Origin of the sequence: Methylobacterium brachiatum, from assembly GCF_900113845.1 — a bacterium.
Lineage (GTDB): Bacteria > Pseudomonadota > Alphaproteobacteria > Rhizobiales > Beijerinckiaceae > Methylobacterium > Methylobacterium brachiatum.
Genome location: NZ_FOQW01000002.1, coordinates 399,069 through 417,323 on the forward strand (window position 1 = coordinate 399,069; position 18,255 = coordinate 417,323).

At 70.4% G+C, this 18,255-nt stretch carries 18 protein-coding genes and 1 tRNA gene; 8 read left to right on the forward strand and 11 right to left on the reverse strand.

The features are described from left to right. Positions 1–223 precede the first annotated feature (223 nt). Together BMZ47_RS01825 and BMZ47_RS01830 are read left to right on the forward strand one after the other, a co-directional pair. A tRNA-Asn gene (locus BMZ47_RS01825) sits at positions 224–299 on the forward strand. Between the two features lie 306 nt (positions 300–605). Then, the gene (locus BMZ47_RS01830; protein ID WP_050732307.1) at positions 606–824 is read left to right on the forward strand and encodes a hypothetical protein; all 219 of its coding nucleotides are present in this window, start codon (positions 606–608) and stop codon (positions 822–824) included. Between the two features lie 18 nt (positions 825–842). Here BMZ47_RS01830 and BMZ47_RS01835 read toward each other — a convergent pair whose 3' ends face one another. From BMZ47_RS01835 to BMZ47_RS29090, 8 genes are read right to left on the reverse strand one after another with little or no spacing between them, the layout of a single operon-like run. Continuing rightward, entirely contained in the window at positions 843–1,565 is a 723-nt protein-coding gene (locus tag BMZ47_RS01835) for a response regulator (protein ID WP_091857918.1), read from the reverse strand. After that, positions 1,562–4,279, reverse strand: coding sequence for a DUF4118 domain-containing protein (locus BMZ47_RS01840; RefSeq protein ID WP_091857921.1), 2,718 nt, complete (start codon positions 4,277–4,279; stop codon positions 1,562–1,564). Before BMZ47_RS01840 ends, BMZ47_RS01835 begins: the two co-directional genes overlap by 4 nt. A gap of 9 nt (positions 4,280–4,288) precedes the next feature. Then, on the reverse strand, positions 4,289–4,894 hold the full coding sequence (locus tag BMZ47_RS01845) for a K(+)-transporting ATPase subunit C (protein WP_091857924.1): 606 nt from the start codon (positions 4,892–4,894) through the stop codon (positions 4,289–4,291). A 23-nt stretch (positions 4,895–4,917) separates the two neighbouring features. After that, entirely contained in the window at positions 4,918–7,008 is a 2,091-nt protein-coding gene (kdpB, locus tag BMZ47_RS01850; protein WP_091857927.1) for a potassium-transporting ATPase subunit KdpB, read from the reverse strand. A 50-nt stretch (positions 7,009–7,058) separates the two neighbouring features. Next, entirely contained in the window at positions 7,059–7,253 is a 195-nt protein-coding gene (locus tag BMZ47_RS01855) for a hypothetical protein (RefSeq protein WP_007559902.1), read from the reverse strand. Between the two features lies 1 nt (position 7,254). Next, positions 7,255–8,970, reverse strand: a complete 1,716-nt coding sequence (gene kdpA / locus BMZ47_RS01860) for a potassium-transporting ATPase subunit KdpA (RefSeq protein ID WP_091857931.1) — start codon at positions 8,968–8,970, stop codon at positions 7,255–7,257. Positions 8,971–8,992: 22 nt separating this feature from the next. Then, positions 8,993–9,082 (reverse strand): K(+)-transporting ATPase subunit F, encoded by a 90-nt coding sequence (locus BMZ47_RS01865; RefSeq protein ID WP_007559906.1) that lies wholly within the window; start codon positions 9,080–9,082, stop codon positions 8,993–8,995. A 14-nt stretch (positions 9,083–9,096) separates the two neighbouring features. Next, complete coding sequence (locus BMZ47_RS29090; RefSeq protein WP_007559908.1) at positions 9,097–9,219, reverse strand: hypothetical protein; 123 nt, start codon at positions 9,217–9,219, stop codon at positions 9,097–9,099. A gap of 489 nt (positions 9,220–9,708) precedes the next feature. Between BMZ47_RS29090 and BMZ47_RS01870 the strand changes: the two genes are divergently transcribed. The 3 genes from BMZ47_RS01870 (at position 9,709) to BMZ47_RS01880 (ending at position 11,828) form a co-directional block, all read left to right on the forward strand. Continuing rightward, positions 9,709–10,320 (forward strand): hypothetical protein, encoded by a 612-nt coding sequence (locus tag BMZ47_RS01870; protein ID WP_091857934.1) that lies wholly within the window; start codon positions 9,709–9,711, stop codon positions 10,318–10,320. Positions 10,321–10,487: 167 nt separating this feature from the next. Further along, a complete protein-coding gene (locus BMZ47_RS01875) occupies positions 10,488–11,066 on the forward strand; it encodes an NADPH-dependent FMN reductase (RefSeq protein WP_091857937.1) in 579 nt (192 codons plus the stop codon). Positions 11,067–11,495: 429 nt separating this feature from the next. Continuing rightward, positions 11,496–11,828 carry a hypothetical protein gene (locus BMZ47_RS01880; RefSeq protein WP_007559913.1) on the forward strand — a complete coding sequence of 111 codons (333 nt, stop codon included), beginning with the start codon at positions 11,496–11,498 and terminating at the stop codon, positions 11,826–11,828. A 34-nt stretch (positions 11,829–11,862) separates the two neighbouring features. On the opposite strand, the gene BMZ47_RS01885 is transcribed toward BMZ47_RS01880, so the two are convergent. Next, positions 11,863–12,078: a hypothetical protein gene (locus BMZ47_RS01885; RefSeq protein ID WP_007559916.1), complete on the reverse strand. Its 216-nt coding sequence runs from the start codon at positions 12,076–12,078 to the stop codon at positions 11,863–11,865. 194 nt (positions 12,079–12,272) lie between these two features. Here BMZ47_RS01885 and BMZ47_RS01890 point away from each other — a divergent pair, with 194 nt between their 5' ends. Continuing rightward, complete coding sequence (locus BMZ47_RS01890) at positions 12,273–12,557, forward strand: hypothetical protein (RefSeq protein WP_091857939.1); 285 nt, start codon at positions 12,273–12,275, stop codon at positions 12,555–12,557. A gap of 24 nt (positions 12,558–12,581) precedes the next feature. Here the strand turns inward: BMZ47_RS01890 and BMZ47_RS01895 are convergent, their stop codons facing one another. Both BMZ47_RS01895 and serA read right to left on the reverse strand, forming a co-directional pair. Beyond that, entirely contained in the window at positions 12,582–13,058 is a 477-nt protein-coding gene (locus BMZ47_RS01895) for a hypothetical protein (protein WP_007559920.1), read from the reverse strand. Positions 13,059–13,194: 136 nt separating this feature from the next. Further along, a complete protein-coding gene (serA, locus tag BMZ47_RS01900) occupies positions 13,195–14,445 on the reverse strand; it encodes a phosphoglycerate dehydrogenase (RefSeq protein ID WP_091857943.1) in 1,251 nt (416 codons plus the stop codon). Between the two features lie 575 nt (positions 14,446–15,020). Here serA and rpsA point away from each other — a divergent pair. Together rpsA and BMZ47_RS01910 are read left to right on the forward strand one after the other, a co-directional pair. Then, the gene (rpsA, locus tag BMZ47_RS01905) at positions 15,021–16,733 is read left to right on the forward strand and encodes a 30S ribosomal protein S1 (protein ID WP_007559924.1); all 1,713 of its coding nucleotides are present in this window, start codon (positions 15,021–15,023) and stop codon (positions 16,731–16,733) included. 366 nt (positions 16,734–17,099) lie between these two features. Then, entirely contained in the window at positions 17,100–18,230 is a 1,131-nt protein-coding gene (locus BMZ47_RS01910) for an FAD-dependent oxidoreductase (RefSeq protein WP_091857946.1), read from the forward strand. Positions 18,231–18,255 lie beyond the last annotated feature (25 nt).

An 18,255-nucleotide genomic window follows, 5' to 3' on the forward strand; every position in this document is an offset into this window, starting at 1 on the left:
GCCGATGCCGTGACGATCGCGTGACCACACGGGCTCGAGCGGCGCGGCAACCCGGATCCGAGCGTGTCCGAACCGCGAACCAACTGTTGCGAAAATGAGACACCCGGGGCCGATCGGGCGTCGGCAAACCACCCTTTCGAAGGCGCGCCTCCGCGAACGGCACCAATCCCGCGATTCAGGGTCTTGCGTCTCGCGATCCCGGTGTGTACAGACCCGCTCGTGATCCCCGATAGCTCAGTTGGTAGAGCAGGCGACTGTTAATCGCCTTGTCGCAGGTTCGAGTCCTGCTCGGGGAGCCATCAACCTCCCAACATCTTCAGATCGTTGCGCTTTTAGCCTTCGCTGCCCTATCGGGCCGCGGGGTGGCGGCACGACGTCTGCGTTCGAGCGGCCGCATTATTCGGCCGCGCTCGGCATCGCCGCTCGCGGAGCCCGGCCCCCGGTGGGCCGATGCGATGGTCATTCCCCGGCCGACAACCGCTCCGGCCCGGCAATCCTCACGCGACACTTACGCGAACGGCCGCGGATCCCGCTCGCATGCTTATGCGGGATGGCCCAACTTCCGGGCGCGGTCCCTGGAGGATCGCGCGAACCCCAGACATCCGATGTCGCCCATCATGCAAGTCGTGGCCCCGGCGGGCGAGACCGCCCGGTTCATCGTCGGCCAGGATCCCGAAGGCCACTGGGTCGCGATCGAGATCCACGGGCGGGCCGGCGGGCTGTTCCGGAGCCGGGAGGCGGCGGTGGATTATGCGGCGGACGAGACCGACCACCGGCCCGATGCCGTGTCCCTGTCGGCGGAGCGCATCGAACTGCGGCTGTGATGCTGGCGACCGAGCCCGTCAGCGCGCGCCCGCCACATCGGGCGGCCGGAGCGTGGGCTCGTCGTCGGGCGCGCGCAGGCGGTAGCCTACGCCGGTCTCGGTGAGCAGGAGGCGCGGCCGTTCGGGGTCGGCCTCCAGCTTCTGGCGAAGCTGGCGCATGTAGACGCGCAGATATTGCGGATCGGAGGAGACCGAGACCGCCTGCATCAGCTGCGCGTGGGTCAGCACCTTGCCGGCATGGTGCACCAGCACGCGCAGGAAATCGTATTCGCGCGGAGTGAGCTTCACCTCGGAATCGTCGACCTTCACGATCCGCCGGACGAGGTCGATCGAGAGGCGGTCGACCCGGAAGATCGGGCGCTCGCCCTGGACGGCGAGCTGGTGGCGCAGGGCCGCGCGCAGGCGCGCCAGCAGCTCCGCCATCCCGAAGGGCTTGGTGACGTAATCGTCGGCTCCGAGATCCAGCGCCTCGACCTTGCCGCCCTCGTCGGTGCGGCTCGACAGAACCACAACCGGCAGTTCCGGATGGCGCGTCCGGATCGCGCGCAGCAGATCGTGGCCGCGCATGTCCGGCAGGCCGAGATCCAGGATGACGAGGTCGATCCGGTCGCGGCCCAGCAGCTCCAGGGCGGCGGCGGCGTTGGGCGCCTCCAGGATGGCGTAGCCCTGGGTGGAGAGCCCCGTGCGCAGCAGCTTTCGGATCGGCGGCTCGTCGTCGATGACCAGGATGGTCGGGCTCATGCGGCGATGTCCTTGGGCGCGGTCCGGGCCGGGACCGGCAGCATCACGGTGAAGACGGCGCCGCCGCGGTCGCGCCGGTTGGCGGCGGTGACGGTGCCGCCCATGGCCTCGACGAAGCCCCGGGCGATGGCGAGCCCCAGCCCCGTGCCGGCCCGGACCCGGTCGCTCTTGCGCACCCGGTGGAACTTGTCGAACACGCGCTCGACCTCGGATTCCGGCAGGCCGTCGCCCTCGTCCAGGATGTCGAGACGCACCCGTCCGCCCTCCCGGCGCGCGCTCAGGGTCACGGTCGAGCCTGCGGGCGCGTATTTGCCGGCATTGTCGAGCAGGTTGAACAGCACCTGCTCGAACAGGACCGGGTCGAGCCGGAGCACCGGCAGGTCGGGCGCCAGATCGACCGCCACGCGATGCTCGGCCAGCACCGCCTCGGCCCGGCGCAGGGCCGTGTCGACGATCTCGGCGACGTCCTGGGGCGCGAGGTTCGGGGCGACCGCGCCAGCCTCAAGCCGGGTCATGTCGAGCAGGTTGGCGATGAAGCGGTTCAGCCGCTCGGATTCGGTGATGATCGTCGCCAGGAGCTCGGCCTTGGCCTCGGGCGGCAGGTCGGCGTCGAGGTCGCGCAGGGTGCTGGCCGCCCCGAGCACGGAGGCCAGCGGGGTCCGCAGGTCGTGGCTGATCGAGGTCAGCAGGGCCTGACGCAGGCGGTCGGTTTCGGCGGCGCGCTCGGCCCGGTCGAGATCCTCCACGAGCCGCACCCGCTCGATGGCGAGCGCGCCCATGTCGGCGAGCGCGTCGAGGAGGCGCCGGCCCTCCGGGGTCAGGATCGGCCCGGCGCCATCCGCGTCGAGGCCGATCACCCCGATCGTCCCGCGGCCGGTGCGCATCGGCAGGAACAGCCGCTTGGCGCCCGGCAGCGTGTCGGCGCCGCGGCCGGCCGGGCGATCGTTGCCGAAGGCCCATTGGGCCGCCGCGAGATCGGCCGCGTCCAGCCGGTCCTCCGGCGGGTAGCCCGCCCGCACCGCGACGGTCGTCCCGTCGGGCAGCAGCAGGACCACCCGGACCTTGAGCATGGCGGCGACCTGCGCGCAGGTGGCCCAGAGCACGTCGTCCAGGGTGCCGCAGCCCGCGAGCTTGCGCGAGAACCCGAACAGCCGCTCGGTGGACCTGGCCCGTCCCTGGCTGACCATCGCGATCCGGCGGGCGCGGGCGGCGAGGTTGGAGACCAGCACGGCGACCAGGGTGAACAGCAGGAAGGCCGCTACGTTGGTCGGGTCGGCGATGGTGAAGGTGTAGACCGGCGGCAGGAAGAAGAAGTTGTAGGCGAGCGAGGCCGAGACCACCGCGGCGAGGGACGGCCCGAGCCCCCATCGCACCGCGACCGCGACGACCCCGGTCAGCAGCATGAGGTCGGCATTCTCGATCCCGGTATAGGGCTGAAGCAGCAGGGCCGCGCCGAGCGCCGCCAGGGTCGCCAGCAGGGCCATCAGGTAGGGGCCGGTCTCGAAGGTCGCGGCCGGGGCGACGGTCGCCACCGCCCGGCGGGGCGGGGCCTCGGCCGGCACGGCCTCGCCGGGCACCACGTGGACGCTGATATTGCCGCTGCGGCGCACGAGGTCGTGTACCACCGACCCGTTCAGAAGCTCGAAGATCCACGCCCGCGCCGCCTTGCCGACCACGATGTGGTTGACGTTGGCGGAGCGGGCATAGGCCAGGATGTCGTCGGCGACGCGCCGGCCCCCGGGCAGGGTGACGGCGTCGCCCCCGAGCCGGTCGGCGAGGCGCAGGGTCTCGGCGATGCGGTCGCGCTCGGCCTCGCTGCGGGTGCTGGCGCGCGGGGCCTCGATGAACAGCGCCGTCCAGGGCGCGTGCAGCCGGTCGGCGACGCGCTTGGCGTAACGCACGAGGCCGGCCGAGCGCGGATCGTCGCTGATGCAGACCAGCACCCGCTCGCCGGCGCTCCAGGGCCCCGCGATGGCGTTGGCCTGCATGTGGCTGAGCAGTTCGTCGTCGACCCGGTCGGCGGTCCGGCGCAGGGCGAGCTCGCGCAGGGCCGTCAGGTTGCCCCGGGAGAAGTAGTGCTTGAGCGCGCGCTCGGCGTTGGTCGGGACGTAGACCTTGCCGTCCTTCAGACGCTGGATCAGGTCGTCCGGGTTGAGGTCGACCACCTCGATATCGTCGGCCCGGTCCAGAATGCCGTCCGGCACGGTCTCGCGGACGCGGATGCGGGTGATCTGCGCCACCACGTCGTTGAGGCTCTCGACATGCTGGATGTTGAGCGTGGTGTAGACGTCGATGCCGGCGTCGAGCAGCTCCTCGACATCCTGATAGCGCTTCGGGTGGCGCGAGCCGGGCGCGTTGGTGTGGGCGAGCTCGTCGACCAGCGCCAGGGCCGGCCGGCGGGCCAGCAGGGCGTCGAGGTCCATCTCGTCGAGTTTCGAGCCGTGATAGGGCACGGCGCGGCGCGGGAGGACTGAGAAGCCGTCGAGCAGGGCCTCGGTCTCGGCCCGGCCATGGGTCTCGACGATGCCCACCACCACGTCGATGCCGGCCTCCCGCTTGGCGCGGGCGATGGTCAGCATCTCGTAGGTCTTGCCGACCCCGGGGGCGGCCCCCAGGAACACCTTCAGCCGGCCGCGGATGCGGGCCTCCCGACGCGCGGCTTCGAGCAGCGCGTCGGGGGAGGGGCGGTCCGGATCACGGCCGGTCTCGGGCATGCTTTCCCTTCAGCGCGGGGCCAGGCCGTCCAGGGCGAGGTTGATGGCTAGCACGTTCACCCGGGGCTCGCCGAGCAGTCCGAGCGTGCGCCCCTCGGTCTGCGCGGCGACGAGCTGGCGCAGGCGCTCCTCGGGGAGGTTGCGGGCCTTGGCGACCCGGAGGACCTGGAACAGGGCGGCCTCCGGGGAGATGTCCGGGTCGAGGCCCGAGCCGCTGGCGGTGACGAGGTCCACCGGGACCGGCTGGGCGGGATTCTCCGCGGCCAGCGCGTCGCGGTCGCCCTTGACCCGCTCGGCCAGCGCGGCACTCGTCGGGCCGAGATTGGAGCCCGACGAATTGGACGCGTTGTAGGGGGCCGGCACGGTCTTGGTCGGATCGGCGGGATCCGCGGCGCTCGTGGCCGAGGGGCGGCCGTGGAAGTAGGTGGCCCCGGCAAAGCTCTGGCCGATCAGGCTCGAGCCGACGACGTGACCGTCGCGCTCGATCAGGCTGCCGGCGGCGCGCGCCGGGAAGATGAGGCCGGCGAGGCCGGTGACGGCCAGCGGGTAGGCGAGGCCGGTGATCGCGGTCAGCATCGTGAGCAGGACCAGGGCGGGGCGAAGCTGCGTGAGCATGGCGGGTCTTCCGGCGAACGGGTTCAGGCGAGGTGCAGGGCGGTGACGGCGAGGTCGATGGCCTTGATGGCCGCGAACGGCACCAGGACGCCGCCGAGCCCGTAGATCAGCAGGTTCCGGCGCAGCAGCGCGGCGGCGCCGACCGCCCGATAGGTCACGCCCCGCAGGGCGAGGGGGATCAACGCCACGATGATCAGGGCGTTGAAGATGATCGCCGACAGGATCGCGCTCTGCGGCGAGGCGAGGCCCATGACGTTGAGCGCCTGGAGCTGTGGGTAGAGCCCCAGGAACATCGCCGGGATGATCGCGAAGTACTTCGCGACGTCGTTGGCGATGGAGAAGGTGGTCAGCGCCCCCCGGGTCATCAGCAGCTGCTTGCCGATGCCGACGATCTCGATGAGCTTGGTCGGGTCGCTGTCGAGGTCGACCATGTTGCCGGCCTCGCGGGCCGCCACCGTGCCGGTGTTCATGGCGACGCCGACATCGGCCTGCGCCAGCGCCGGGGCGTCGTTGGTGCCGTCGCCGCACATGGCCACCAGCTTGCCCTGCGCCTGCTCGGCGCGGATCAGCGCCAGCTTGTCCTCCGGGGTGGCCTGCGCGAGGAAGTCGTCGACGCCGGCCTCGGCGGCGATGGCGGCGGCGGTCATCGGGTTGTCGCCGGTGATCATGACCGTGCGGATGCCCATCCGGCGCAGCTCCGCGAAGCGCTCGCGGATGCCGCCCTTCACGATGTCCTTGAGATAGACGACACCGAGCAGCCGGCCGTCGCGGGCCACCGCCAGGGGCGTGCCGCCGGCCTTGGCGATCTCTTCGGCGATGGCGCGGATCTCGGCGACGGAGTCGGGCTCCGCCTCCGGCTGGTAGGCCAGGGCGGCGTTCGAGCCCCGGCTCGCCATGGGCTGCGCCGAGACCGAGGCGATCACCGCCTCGACCGCGCCCTTGCGGATCGAGACGCCGTCGAGATCGACGCCGCTCATGCGCGACTGGGCGGTGAAGGGCACGAAGCTGGCGTTGAGGCCGGCCATGTCCCGGGCGCGGATGCCGTAGGCGCCCTTGGCCAGCACAACGATCGAGCGGCCCTCCGGGGTCTCGTCGGCGAGCGAGGCGAGTTGGGCCGCGTCGGCGAGGTCCGCCGCAGTCACGCCGGCGACCGGTCGGAACTCCGTGGCCTGGCGGTTGCCCAGGGTGATCGTGCCGGTCTTGTCCAGGAGCAGCGTGTCGACGTCGCCGGCCGCCTCGACCGCCCGGCCTGACAGGGCGAGGACGTTGAAGCGCACCAGCCGGTCCATGCCGGCGATGCCGATGGCCGAGAGAAGCGCGCCGATCGTCGTCGGGATCAGGGTGACGAACAGGGCGACCAGCACGATCAGCGGGATCGCGCCGCCGGCATAGGCGGCGAAGCTCGGGATCGAGGCCACCGCGAACACGAACACGATGGTCAGCCCGGCGAGCAGGATGTTGAGCGCGATCTCGTTCGGGGTCTTCTGGCGCGACGCGCCTTCGACCAGGGCGATCATCCGGTCGACGAAGGTCGAGCCGGCCGCCGCGGTGATCCGCACCCGGATCTGGTCGGAGAGCACCTGCGTGCCGCCGGTCACCGCCGAGCGGTCGCCGCCGGATTCCCGGATGACGGGGGCGGATTCGCCGGTGATCGCCGCCTCGTTGACCGAGGCGACGCCCTGGATGACCTCGCCGTCGGACGGGATCAGGTCGCCGGCCTCGACCAGCACGACGTCGCCGACCTTGAGGCTGGTGCCTGGGACGGTCTCGTAGTGATCGCCCGGGCCGGTGAGGCGCTTGGCCATCATCTCGGTGCGGGTGCGGCGCAGGCTGTCGGCCTGGGCCTTGCCGCGGCCCTCGGCCAGGGCCTCGGCGAAATTGGCGAAGACCAGGGTGAACCACAGCCACAGGATGATCTGGCCGGAGAACAGCAGGTCGCCCGCGCCGGTGGCGACGTCGCGGAGGAACAGCACGGTGGTGAGCGCGGCCACGACCTCGACCACGAACATGACCGGGTTGCGGATCATGGCGCGCGGGTCGAGCTTCTTCACGGAGCCGAGGAGCGCCGGCCCGACCAGGGCGGGGCTGAAAAGGGAAGCGGTCTTGCGGGACATGGATCGGGTGTCCGGAGAGGGGCGGGGAGGCGCAAGCGCGCCTCGGGATGTCAGGGGGCGGTGCCGGCGGTGAGCGCGTGGGCCGCCATCAGCGCCAGGGCCGCGAGCAGCAGGACGCCGAGCAGCGCCAGCACGAGGTCGGAGGTCCGCGGCGGCGGCGCGCCGGCCCGATGCCGCGCAGGCGGAGCCCGGTGCAGCATCAGGTGGTGGCGCGGCATGCGCCGGGTCGGGAGGGTGCGCCGCATCTCAGCCGCCCGTCGCGAAGGTCTGGCCGGCCGAACCGGCGAGGTGCTCGACTACCGGGCCCAGGGCCAAAGACGGGAAGAAGGTCAGGCCGCCGATGATCAGGATCACCCCGACGAGCAGCCCGATGAACAGGCCGCCATGGGTCGGGAAGGTGCCGGCCGAGGCCGGGAGCGTCTTCTTGGCGGCGAGCGAACCCGCGATGGCGAGCACCGGGATCTTCACGAAGAACCGGCCGACCAGCATCGCGAGGCCGAGCGTACTGTTGTAGAACAGGGTGTTGGCCGTGAGCCCGCCGAAGGCCGAGCCGTTATTGGCCGCCGCCGAGGTGTAGGCGTAGAGGATCTCGGTGAAGCCGTGCGGCCCGGCATTGGCCGGACCGGCCAGCCCCGCCGGCAGCACGGTGGCGAGGGCGGTGCCGCCCAGCATCATCAGCGGCAGGCACAGGATGCCGAGCATCGCCATCTTCACCTCCCGCGCCTCGATCTTCTTGCCGAGATATTCGGGGGTCCGCCCGACCATCAGGCCGGCCACGAAGATCGCCACGATCACGAAGACCAGCATGCCGTAGAGACCGGCCCCGACGCCGCCGATGACGACCTCGCCGAGCTGCATGTTGATCAGCGGGATCATGCCGCCGAGCGCCGTGAAGCTGTCGTGCATGGCGTTGACCGCGCCGCAGGAGGCCGCCGTCGTGACCACGGCGAACAGGGCCGAGGCCACGATCCCGAAGCGGACCTCCTTGCCCTCGAAGTTGCCGCCAGCGAATCCGAGGCCGTTGAGCACGGAGCCGCCCTGCGCCTCGGCCCAGTAGGTGACGAGGACGCCCGCCAGGAACAGGAATCCCATGGCGCCCAGGATCGCCCAGCCCTGGCGCTCGTCCCCGACCATGCGGCCGAACACGTTGGTGAGGGCCGCACCGATCGCGAAGATCGAGACCATCTGGACGAAGTTGGACAGCGCCGTGGGATTCTCGAACGGGTGCGCGGCGTTGGCGTTGAAGAAGCCGCCGCCATTGGTGCCGAGCATCTTGATCGCCACCTGGCTCGCCACCGGGCCGATCGCGATGGTCTGCTTGGCCCCTTCCAGCGTGGTCGCGTCGATCGAGGCGCCGAGCGTCTGCGGCACGCCCTGCCAGACCAGGAACAGTGCGTAGGGGATACAGAGCGGCACCAGCAGGTAGAGGGTGGCCCGGGTGACATCGACCCAGAACGACCCGATCGTGCCGGAGGAGGCCCGGGCGAAGCCGCGGATCAGCGCCACCGCCACGGCGATGCCGGTGGCGGCCGACAGGAAGTTCTGGTGCGTCAGCCCCAGCATCTGGGCGAGGTACGAGAGCGTGGTCTCGCCCCCGTAGGATTGCCAGTTGGTGTTGGTGACGAAGCTCGTCGCCGTGTTGAAGGCGAGGTCCGGCGCCACCGCGGCCTGCTCGGCCGGGTTCAGCGGCAGGAGCGCCTGCAGCCGCAGGATCGCGTAGAGCAGGGCGAAGCCGAGCAGGTGGAACAGGATCACCCCGCCCGCATAGGCGAGCCAGTGCTGCTCCTGGCGGGGGTCGATGCCGGCGGCGCGGTAGAAGCCGCGCTCTATCGGGGCCAGGATCGGCGAGAGCCAGGTGCGCTCGCCGTTGAAGACGCGCGTCATGTAGAGCCCGAGGGGCTTCACGAGCGCCAAGACGACCGCGCAATACAGCGCGATCTGCATCCAGCCGTTGAGGGTCATGGGAGGAGTCCGTCCGGGCCGCTCAGAACCGCTCGGGGCGGACGAGGGCGTAGGTGAGGTAGCCGAGCAGCCCGAGGGTCGTGAGGGCGCCGAGGGTGAGGTCGAGGCTCATGGCGGCCTGTCTCCTCAGAAGCGGTCGCAGAGCAGGGCGTAGCCCTCGCTCAGGGCGAAGAAGGCCAGCCCCGCGGCGATGACGATGAGATCGGGCATGATGGGTCCGTGTCGGTTCGCCGGATGGCCCGCGGCCATGCCGCGACCGATCCCGGCCGACCCGGATTGTGGGCGGGAACCACGTTAGGGTTCGAGACGGAGGGGAGGGCGATCTTATAAGGATCGCATCAGGATCGGCGGGGCGGAGCCGTGCCCGGACCGGGCGCGCGTTCCTGCCGGGGGGTCACGCATCCCCGGACGCGGCACGGGTTCCCTCTCCCGTGCGGGAGACGAAGCCCGTCGCGGACTGCATAAGTCGGGATGTAATGCGTCAGCCCTCACGCGAGGCGCCCCAACCGCGTTCGGCAGCTTGCGTGTTCGCCAGTGTCAGCAGGGCAGGGCGTGCGCCCTCAGCTGCCAGCCCGGGCCAAGACACTGCCCCGACGCAAGACACCGCCCCGACGCCGGCAAAATCTGCCGCGCGGCCGATCCTGCCGGCATCATCCCTTCTTCGCCCTTTGAAATCACAGGGAAAATTCTGGAACGCGCCGTGCCTGCTCTCGCACAGGAACTTCGCGAGGGCGTTTCATGTCGGTCGGTTCGGTCACGAGCAGCAGCCTCCAGCGGGACTTGCTCAGCGCCCTGCGGCAGACGCGGGCGACGTCCGCCCAGCAGACGGACGGAAACCCCTTCGCGGTCGCCAGCCAGGCGACGGGCGCATCGAACGCCACGGGGGCCGCGACGGCCTCCGGCAGCACGGCATCCGGTCCCGCCCTCTCGAACGACCTGATGGCCTCGCTGCTGCAGGTGCAATCCGACTTCAGCCAGATCAACGCGCAGGGTGGCCTGGCACCGCCCACCTCGTCGACGAGCGTCACCGATGGATCGGCGTCCGATGCCAGTTCGGCGGACGGCCAGGATTCGGGGAATCCCGCGCCTATCCATCACCATCGGGGAGCCCACGCCCGTCCCGCCGGCGCCGCGAGCCCGGACGTGACCGGTTCCAACCCCTCCGGGCACGACAGCACGGCGGCTGCCGCGGGCACCGCACCCTCGGGCGGCGACGCGAACCCGCTCAGCGGCATCGAGGACGGCCTGCAGGCGCTGCTGCAGCAGGTCACGAAGGCGATCGCCGCCTACACCACCGCCGGACCGGTCGGGCTGGCGGCTTCCGCCCTCTCGACCTCGTCCAAGGCCTGATCGGTCGGATCACGGCGGCAGGGCGGCGGCCGAACCGTCGCGCGGAACGTGGTCGATCGGCTTTCACAAGGTAACCATGCGCCGCCGAGACGTCGAATGATGATCCCCAGCGCCACAGCCCGCGCGATGCTGTAAGTCACGGGCGAATGCGCGGATCGGAGATTGCCATGTCCCTCACCGTACCGGTCATCCTCGGCAGCGTCCGCTCGGACCGTATCGGCATCCGGGCGGCCCGGTTCCTGATCGCCCGGCTCGAAGCGCGCGGGCACGTCGCCCCGCTGGTCGATCCCGCCGAGCTGGGCCTTCCGCTCCTCGACCGCATGTACAAGGAATACCCGGCCGGCACCGCCCCGGAGCCGCTGGAGCGGCTCGCCACGCTCTACCGGGGCGCGGATGCCTTCCTGGTGGTCTCGGCCGAGTACAATCACGGCATTCCGCCGGCCCTGTCGAACACCCTCGACCACTTCCTGGAGGAGTATTACTGGCGGCCGTCGGCGATCTGCTGCTACTCCGCCGGCCAGTTCGGCGGTGTCCGCGCCGCGATGCCGCTCCGGGCGATGCTGTCCGAACTCGGCATGCCCAGCATCCCGTCGCTCCTGCCGATCCCGCGCCTTCAGAAGGCCCTTGCGGAGGACGGAACGCCCACGGATGCCTGGATCGAGAAGGCAGCCGCCAAGTTTCTCGACGAGCTCGCGTGGTATGCCGAGGCTCTCGGCGAGCGGCGCAAGGCCGGGACGCCGTACTGAAGGGCGCATGCCGTAGATCCGGCCAATACGCGACCGTCTTGTCGTGCCCCGCGCAGCGATCCCGCAACGGGCATCGCTCCGAGATCGCCCGCCGTGGGCGATGGTTCCACGGCAGGCGCGATGCGAACCGATCGACAGCGGTGCCAGGCGCCGGGCGACGAATATCCGATGACCATTTAAATCCGGCGCCCCAAACGTCCACCGACGTCGCCAGAACCAAATTGAAAGCACAAAAACAGAGCCGAGAAGCGGCCTTGTCTTTGAGATCGACAATCAAACGCCAGAACAAATCTTGGGTCTGAAACGATCGATATTCCGACGGATCACGGGCTCGATTGGAAAGCTGTATTGCGCTGTTGCAAAAAGGTGGCTGCACGGGCCGCGGAAGTGTGAGATCTTCCCGGCGTTCCCCATCGCGGACGGATTCCGATGAAACTCGACGAGAGGGCGCTCCTTCAGGAGCGCGTGCGCACGCTTGTCCTGCGTCATGCCCTCGAGGCGGCGCTCGAGCGGCTGGCGGCGGCCACCCGTGAGACGGGCAAGGAGGCCGCGGCCGAGTTCCAGAGCCTGGAGCAATCGCTGCTCTCGGCCGCCCGCAGCATCGCGGATCGCGCCACGTCCCAGAAGCTGGCGGTGCTGGTCGCGGTGGAAGATGCCAGCGCGACGCTCCGGAGCGCCTTCGACAACGCCCATGCCCGGCTGGACGCGCTGCCGGCCGAGCGGCTCTCGACCACCGCGCCCCTGAACGCGGTGGCCGCCTGACGCCTGCGCGGCGCCGGGCTTTACCGGCGGCGCATCACTGCTTGGCGCGGTTGATGATCGCCCAGAGCGCGTGGGCCACGGGCTCGGACACGGTGCGCCGATACTTCCGGTGGACGAGCTGGCCGTTGTGGAACACGTCCTGCTCGACGTAGAGCCGCTCGCCGTCCCACCGGACGATGTTGTCGGACTCGATGGTCTCCTCGACGCCGAGATCCCCCCGCAGGATCGTGTTGCCAGTCTGGGTCAGCATACGCGCGTCCTCGTTCACGCTGTTGGTTCGGCGAAGGGAAGCTCCGTCGCGGCACGCGCAGCGAAACCCCCGCACAGGGTCACCATAGGAGCGTGACGCGGCAGGCGCCAGCGAGGCCGCAGACGCAATCGGAGCGGCGTCACCGCGGATGATCGGGCCGGCCGGCGCGTGCGGATTGCGACGCCCCGCGCCTGATGAGCCGGCTGAACGTGACGCATGTGCGCTTCGGCACCTCCGATCGCGCCTCGCGATGCGATGCTCCGGTGACGCGTCAGGGCTGCATTCAGGTCACCGCCTGGATCGGCAAGGTCGCGACGGAGGCGCCCATGCTCGCTCGCCCGTTTCGATACGTCGCCCCGGTGCTCACGGCCATCAGCCTGATCGCGCTGCGGCTCGCCAGCCCCTTCCTGACGCCGATCTCGGCGCCGCCGCCCGGCGCCGCCGAGGACCGGCGGGTCGTCTTCCGGCACTATCTCTAGCGCATCGCGACGGGGCGCTGATCCTCAGCCGCGCCGGCTGAGCACCGCACCCGGAACCGGGCAGGCGGGGAGGGCGGACGGGCCGAGGACGATATCGCCCTGGCGCGGGTTGTTGACCGTGAACGGCGCCGTCTCCTGCGTGCCGAAGAAGCCGCGGCCGATCTGCGAGGCGAAGAATTCGTCGCTCCCGAACCGGACGAAGCAGCGGTCCAGCACGGCCTCGTAATCGAAGCTCGCCTGGGTGACCGGGGCGGCCCCGAATTCCGGACGGCCGCAATAGGCCGAGATGTCGATCTGCCCGGGCCGCGACAGCCGCACCGGCAGGGACCGGCCCGGCAGAAGGGTGACCGGCGGGCCGCCATCCTGGCGGGCGACCAGCACGTAGGTCGAGCGGTTGTAGATCCGGCGCAGGCAATCGGCGGACGCATCGGAGACGACCGAGATCGTCCCGGCCAGACCGAGCACGAGGCCGGCCAATCCGCATCCAATACGCTTCGTCACCGCACATCCTCCGCCGGCCGGCCGATCCATCAGCAACGCGGCCGGGCACGACTTGAACAGCGCCCGAGCCCGCCGCGCAAGGCGAACGCGGCAACAGGGCCCGCGTTCGATGCGGCGGCGGCGAAATCGCGCCGGTTCAGCGGCGCTCGTAGAGCAGGCGCGCCCGGATCGTGCCCGGGATCGCGCGGATCTCGGCCAGCAGCGCCTCGGCATCGGCGTCGGTGGCGTCGGTCTCCAGCACCACGTAGCCGACCTCGCCGTCGGTCTGGTAGTACTGCGCGGCGATGTTGACGTGGCCGCGGGAGAACACGTCGTTCAGGCGCCCGAGCATGCCCGGCAGGTTGCGCTGGACGTGGATGAAGCGCGTGCCGGTCGGCCGGGCCGGCAGCTGGACCTGCGGGAAGTTCACGGCGCCCACCGTCGAGCCGATATCTGAATAATCGACCAGCTTGCGGGCGACCTCGGCGCCGATGCGCTCCTGGGCCTCTTCGGTCGAGCCGCCGATATGGGGCGTGAGGATCACGTTCTCGATGCCCTGGAGCGGGCTCACGAAGGCTTCCGCGTTGGAGCCGGGCTCCACCGGGAAGACGTCCACGGCCGCGCCCTTGAGGTGGCCGTCGCGCAGGGCCGCCGCCAGCGCGTCGAGGTCGACCACCGTGCCGCGGGCGTTGTTGATCAGGAACGCGCCGGGCTTCATGGCGCGGATCTCGGCCGCGCCGATCATGTTGGCGGTGGCGTCGGTCTCGGGCACGTGCAGCGAGATCACGTCGCACTGGGCCAGCAGGTCGTGCAGGGTCTTGGTCGGCTCGGTGTTGCCGTGGCGCAGCTTGTCGGTGTGGTCGTAGAACAGCACGCGCATGCCCATCGCCTCGGCCAGCGTCGAGAGCTGCGTGCCGATATTGCCGTAGCCGACGATGCCGAGGGTCTTGCCGCGGACCTCCAGGGAGCCCGTCGCCGACTTGTCCCAGCGGCCGGCATGGGCGCCGACCGAGCGCGGCACGATCCGGCGCAGCAGCATCACGATCTCGCCGATGGTCAGCTCCGCCACCGAGCGGGTGTTGGAGAACGGCGCGTTGAACACCGGGATGCCGCGATGGCGCGCCGCCTCGAGCTCGACCTGGTTGGTGCCGACCGAGAAGCAGCCCACCGCCAGGAGCCGGTCCGCCGCCTCGAAGGCCGCCGCGTCGAGCTGGGTGCGCGAGCGGATGCCGAGCATGTGCACGCCCTGCAGCGCCTCGTGCAGCGCCTCGCGGTCGAGGGCCTTCGGCAGCCGGGTCAGGTTCGTGTAGCCGGCGGCCTGCATCAGCGCGACGGCGCTGTCGTTGATGCCTTCGAGCAGCAGAACCCGGATCTTGTCCTTGGGCAGGGAGAGCTTGTCGAGGGTCATGGGCTCTGAAGTCATGGGCTCGGAAGTCATAGGCTCGGAAGTCATAGGCTCGGAAGTCATGGGGATCGTTCGTCCGGCGGCGGGACGGTCGCGCGCGGCAATGCCAGGCCGTCCCGCGGGTCTGTCTCGGGGCCAGCGATACGAGCCTGCCCTGTGCGAGGCAACATGGCGCCGATCACGGCAGGGCTGCACGCCCGGCCGCCGTTCGAGGCCGCGCGGGAGGGCCGGGCGCGGGCGGCCCGAGCGACCTTCGCGCGCCGGCGGCTCCGTCGTCACGGCCGTCGCGGCACGCCCCTGAAGCCGAGAAACCCGCTCGGTTGAAGTCGTTAAGCCGATGCGGTATGGAGCGCGCGTCCTCCCGGATTCCGCTTCGCGCGCGCTCAAGATTCTGTGCGCCGCCGAGTCGCCGGCTGGATCGCCCTCGTCATCCGTATCGACGCGTCGGCAAGCCGGATCCCGCGGGACCGGCCGCCTCTCCCCGAAGGTTTACGGGAGCGGCCGCGGCGAACCGGGGGTGCGTGCAACGCGAGCCGCCGACGCAACGGGCCCCCGCCGGGGGCCGTTCAGGAGAGAGAATGTCCGCAGGTACCGCTCTGGGGCGTGGCCCGAGCCGCGATGATTTCGCCGCCCTCCTCGAGGAGAGCTTCCTCGAACACGAGATCACCGAAGGGTCCGTCGTCAAGGGTCGCGTCGTCGCGATCGAGAAGGACGTGGCCGTCATCGACATCGGCGCCAAGACGGAAGGCCGTGTCGCACTCAAGGAATTCACCGGCCCCGGCCGGGAAGGCGAGCTGAAGGTCGGCGACGAGGTCGAGGTCTATGTCGACCGGATCGAGAACGCGCTCGGCGAAGCCGTCATCTCGCGCGACAAGGCGCGCCGCGAGGAGAGCTGGGTCAAGCTCGAGAAGTCGTTCGAGAACAACGACCGCGTCACCGGCACGATCTTCAACCAGGTCAAGGGCGGCTACACCGTCGACCTCGACGGCGCCGTGGCGTTCCTGCCGCGCTCGCAGGTCGACATCCGCCCGGTCCGCGACGTCACCCCGCTGCTCGGCACCCCGCAGCCGTTCCAGATCCTCAAGATGGATCGCCGCCGCGGCAACATCGTCGTGTCGCGCCGGACCGTGCTCGAGGAGAGCCGCGCCGAGCAGCGCTCGGAGCTGGTGGCCAACCTCGAAGAGGGTCAGGTCATCGACGGCGTCGTCAAGAACATCACCGAGTACGGCGCCTTCGTCGATCTCGGCGGCATCGACGGCCTGCTGCACGTCACCGATATGGCGTGGCGCCGCGTGAACCATCCGTCCGAGGTCGTGACCATCGGCCAGACGGTCAAGGTCAAGATCATCAAGATCAACCACGAGACGCACCGCATCTCGCTCGGCATCAAGCAGCTGCTCGCCGATCCGTGGGAGGGCATCGCCGCCCGCTACCCGGAGGGCGCCAAGCTCAAGGGCCGCGTGACCAACATCACCGATTACGGCGCCTTCGTGGAGCTGGAGCCGGGGATCGAGGGCCTGATCCACGTCTCCGAGATGAGCTGGACCAAGAAGAACGTCCATCCGGGCAAGATCGTCTCCACCTCCCAGGAGGTCGAGGTTCAGATCCTGGAAGTCGATCCGGTCAAGCGCCGCATCTCGCTGGGCCTCAAGCAGACCCTGCAGAACCCCTGGGAGGCGTTCTCCGAGAAGCACCCGGTCGGTTCCGAGGTCGAGGGCGAGGTCAAGAACAAGACCGAGTTCGGCCTGTTCATCGGCCTCGAGGGCGACGTCGACGGCATGGTTCACCTGTCGGATCTCGACTGGAACCGTCCCGGCGAGCAGGTCATCGAGGAGTTCAAAAAGGGCGACATGGTCCGCGCCCAGGTTCTCGACGTCGACGTCGAGAAGGAGCGGATCTCGCTGGGCGTGAAGCAGCTCGGCGGTGACCCCTTCGCCGAGGCCGGCGAGATCAAGAAGGGTCAGATCGTCACCTGCGAAGTCGTCGAGGTGAAGGATTCGGGCGTCGAGGTGAAGATCGTCGACACCGACATGACCACCTTCGTCCGTCGCGCCGAACTCGCTCGCGACCGCGGCGACCAGCGCCCCGAGCGTTTCGCCGCCGGCGAGAAGTTCGATGCCCGGGTCGTGCAGTTCGACCGCAAGGCCCACCGCGTCCAGGTCTCGATCAAGGCCCTGGAAGTGGCCGAGGAGAAGGAGGCGATGGCCCAGTTCGGCTCCGCCGATTCCGGCGCCTCGCTCGGCGACATCCTCGGCGCGGCCTTCAAGAAGGCCCGCACCGACGACGAGTGAGCCCAGATGGTCTCGCCGCCCGGCCTGTCCGGGTGGCGGCCACGGATCAGTTACAAAGCCCGCGCGGGACACCTGTCCCGCGCGGGCTTTTCTTTTTGTGCCGTGTCGAAGCGGGACGCATCACCGGGCCGGTGCGGGCGGGGGCCGGCCTCGGTCGGACCGAGGCCGGTTGTCCGACCCGGGACGGCGCGGTACTCTCATGACCGTCGCGAAAAACGGCGGCCCGGTTCCGGGCCGTCGCACACAAGCCGATCGCGGAAGTCATCCCGCTCGGCCAGCGTCTCCGGAAGAGCAGCCCGACACTGTCGGGCGCCGCAGCCAGCAACGCCCCCGGCGCTGTGAACCTGCGGTCGCAGGAGCGCCCCCATGCGACAGGCGATTGCCATTATCGGCGCGGGCCTCGGCGGCCTCGTGCTGGCCCGCATCCTCCATCTCCACGGCATCGCGGCCACGATCTACGAAGCCGAACCGTCCGCCGAGGCGCGACCCCAGGGCGGCCTGCTCGACCTCCACGAGCATACCGGCCAGGCCGCGCTGAAGGCCGCCGGGCTGTTCGAGGGCTTCCTCGCCCGCGTCCGCCCCGGAGAGGATGCGAAGCGCATCGTCGACAAAGACGGCGCCGTCCTGCTCGACAAGCCCGGCAGCCCTCTGGGCCATCGTCCCGAGATCGGTCGCGGCGACCTTCGGCGGATGCTGATCGCCGCGCTTCCGACCGGAACGATCCGATGGGGCCACAAGGTCGTTTCCGTCGCGCCCGGCGCGCGTGGACGACACACCGTCACCTTCGCGGATGGTGCGACCGTCACGTCCGATCTGCTCGTGGGCGCCGACGGCGCCTGGTCGACGGTGCGCCCCCGCCTGTCGGAGGCACGTCCGGCCTATAGCGGCATCGCGTTCGTCGAGACGTCCCTGCTCGCCGGGGCCGCGCGATACAGGGACAGCGCCGACGCGATCGGCAGCGGCACGCTGATGGCGCTCGCGCCGGGACGGGGCATTCTCGCCCACCGCTATGCCGACGGGACGCTGCACATCTACGCGGCCTTGCGGCAGCCGGCAGAATGGTTCGCGACCATGGGCGTCCCGGATGCGCCTGTGAGTCTCGCCCGCATCGCCGGGCCCTTCGCAGGATGGGCGCCGCAGCTCGCCGCCCTGGTCGGCCATAGCGACACGGCCCCGATCCTGCGGCTCATCCACGCGCTGCCGACCGACCATCGCTGGGCGCGCGTCCCCGGCGTCACGCTTCTCGGCGACGCCGCACATCTCATGTCGCCGTTCTCGGGCGCGGGGGCGAACCTCGCCCTGCACGACGGCGCGGACCTCGCCCGGGCGCTCATCGCCGCGCCCGACAGCGTGGAGGCCGCACTCGGCCGGTATGAGGGCGATCTGTTTCCCCGCAGCACCGAATTCGCCATCGCCGCTGCGGAGAATCTGGCGCGGTTCTTCGGGGATGGGGCGCCCCACAGCGTCGCCGCCCTGTTCAAGGGCGAGAGGTCGTAAGCGTCCCTGACGGGTCGCTCGCACG

Excerpts from the sequence above, each read along its gene's own strand:
- BMZ47_RS01830 (WP_050732307.1), top strand. The coding sequence starts at position 606 with ATGTCGCCCATCATGCAAGTCGTGGCCCCGGCGGGCGAGACCGCCCGG.
- BMZ47_RS01835 (WP_091857918.1), bottom strand. The coding sequence starts at position 1,565 with ATGAGCCCGACCATCCTGGTCATCGACGACGAGCCGCCGATCCGAAAG.
- BMZ47_RS01840 (WP_091857921.1), bottom strand. The coding sequence starts at position 4,279 with ATGCCCGAGACCGGCCGTGATCCGGACCGCCCCTCCCCCGACGCGCTG.
- BMZ47_RS01845 (WP_091857924.1), bottom strand. The coding sequence starts at position 4,894 with ATGCTCACGCAGCTTCGCCCCGCCCTGGTCCTGCTCACGATGCTGACC.
- kdpB (WP_091857927.1), bottom strand. The coding sequence starts at position 7,008 with ATGTCCCGCAAGACCGCTTCCCTTTTCAGCCCCGCCCTGGTCGGGCCG.
- BMZ47_RS01855 (WP_007559902.1), bottom strand. The coding sequence starts at position 7,253 with ATGCGGCGCACCCTCCCGACCCGGCGCATGCCGCGCCACCACCTGATG.
- kdpA (WP_091857931.1), bottom strand. The coding sequence starts at position 8,970 with ATGACCCTCAACGGCTGGATGCAGATCGCGCTGTATTGCGCGGTCGTC.
- BMZ47_RS01865 (WP_007559906.1), bottom strand. The coding sequence starts at position 9,082 with ATGAGCCTCGACCTCACCCTCGGCGCCCTCACGACCCTCGGGCTGCTC.
- BMZ47_RS29090 (WP_007559908.1), bottom strand. The coding sequence starts at position 9,219 with ATGGCCGCGGGCCATCCGGCGAACCGACACGGACCCATCATGCCCGAT.
- BMZ47_RS01870 (WP_091857934.1), top strand. The coding sequence starts at position 9,709 with ATGTCGGTCGGTTCGGTCACGAGCAGCAGCCTCCAGCGGGACTTGCTC.
- BMZ47_RS01875 (WP_091857937.1), top strand. The coding sequence starts at position 10,488 with ATGTCCCTCACCGTACCGGTCATCCTCGGCAGCGTCCGCTCGGACCGT.
- BMZ47_RS01880 (WP_007559913.1), top strand. The coding sequence starts at position 11,496 with ATGAAACTCGACGAGAGGGCGCTCCTTCAGGAGCGCGTGCGCACGCTT.
- BMZ47_RS01885 (WP_007559916.1), bottom strand. The coding sequence starts at position 12,078 with ATGCTGACCCAGACTGGCAACACGATCCTGCGGGGGGATCTCGGCGTC.
- BMZ47_RS01890 (WP_091857939.1), top strand. The coding sequence starts at position 12,273 with ATGAGCCGGCTGAACGTGACGCATGTGCGCTTCGGCACCTCCGATCGC.
- serA (WP_091857943.1), bottom strand. The coding sequence starts at position 14,445 with ATGACCCTCGACAAGCTCTCCCTGCCCAAGGACAAGATCCGGGTTCTG.
- rpsA (WP_007559924.1), top strand. The coding sequence starts at position 15,021 with ATGTCCGCAGGTACCGCTCTGGGGCGTGGCCCGAGCCGCGATGATTTC.
- BMZ47_RS01910 (WP_091857946.1), top strand. The coding sequence starts at position 17,100 with ATGCGACAGGCGATTGCCATTATCGGCGCGGGCCTCGGCGGCCTCGTG.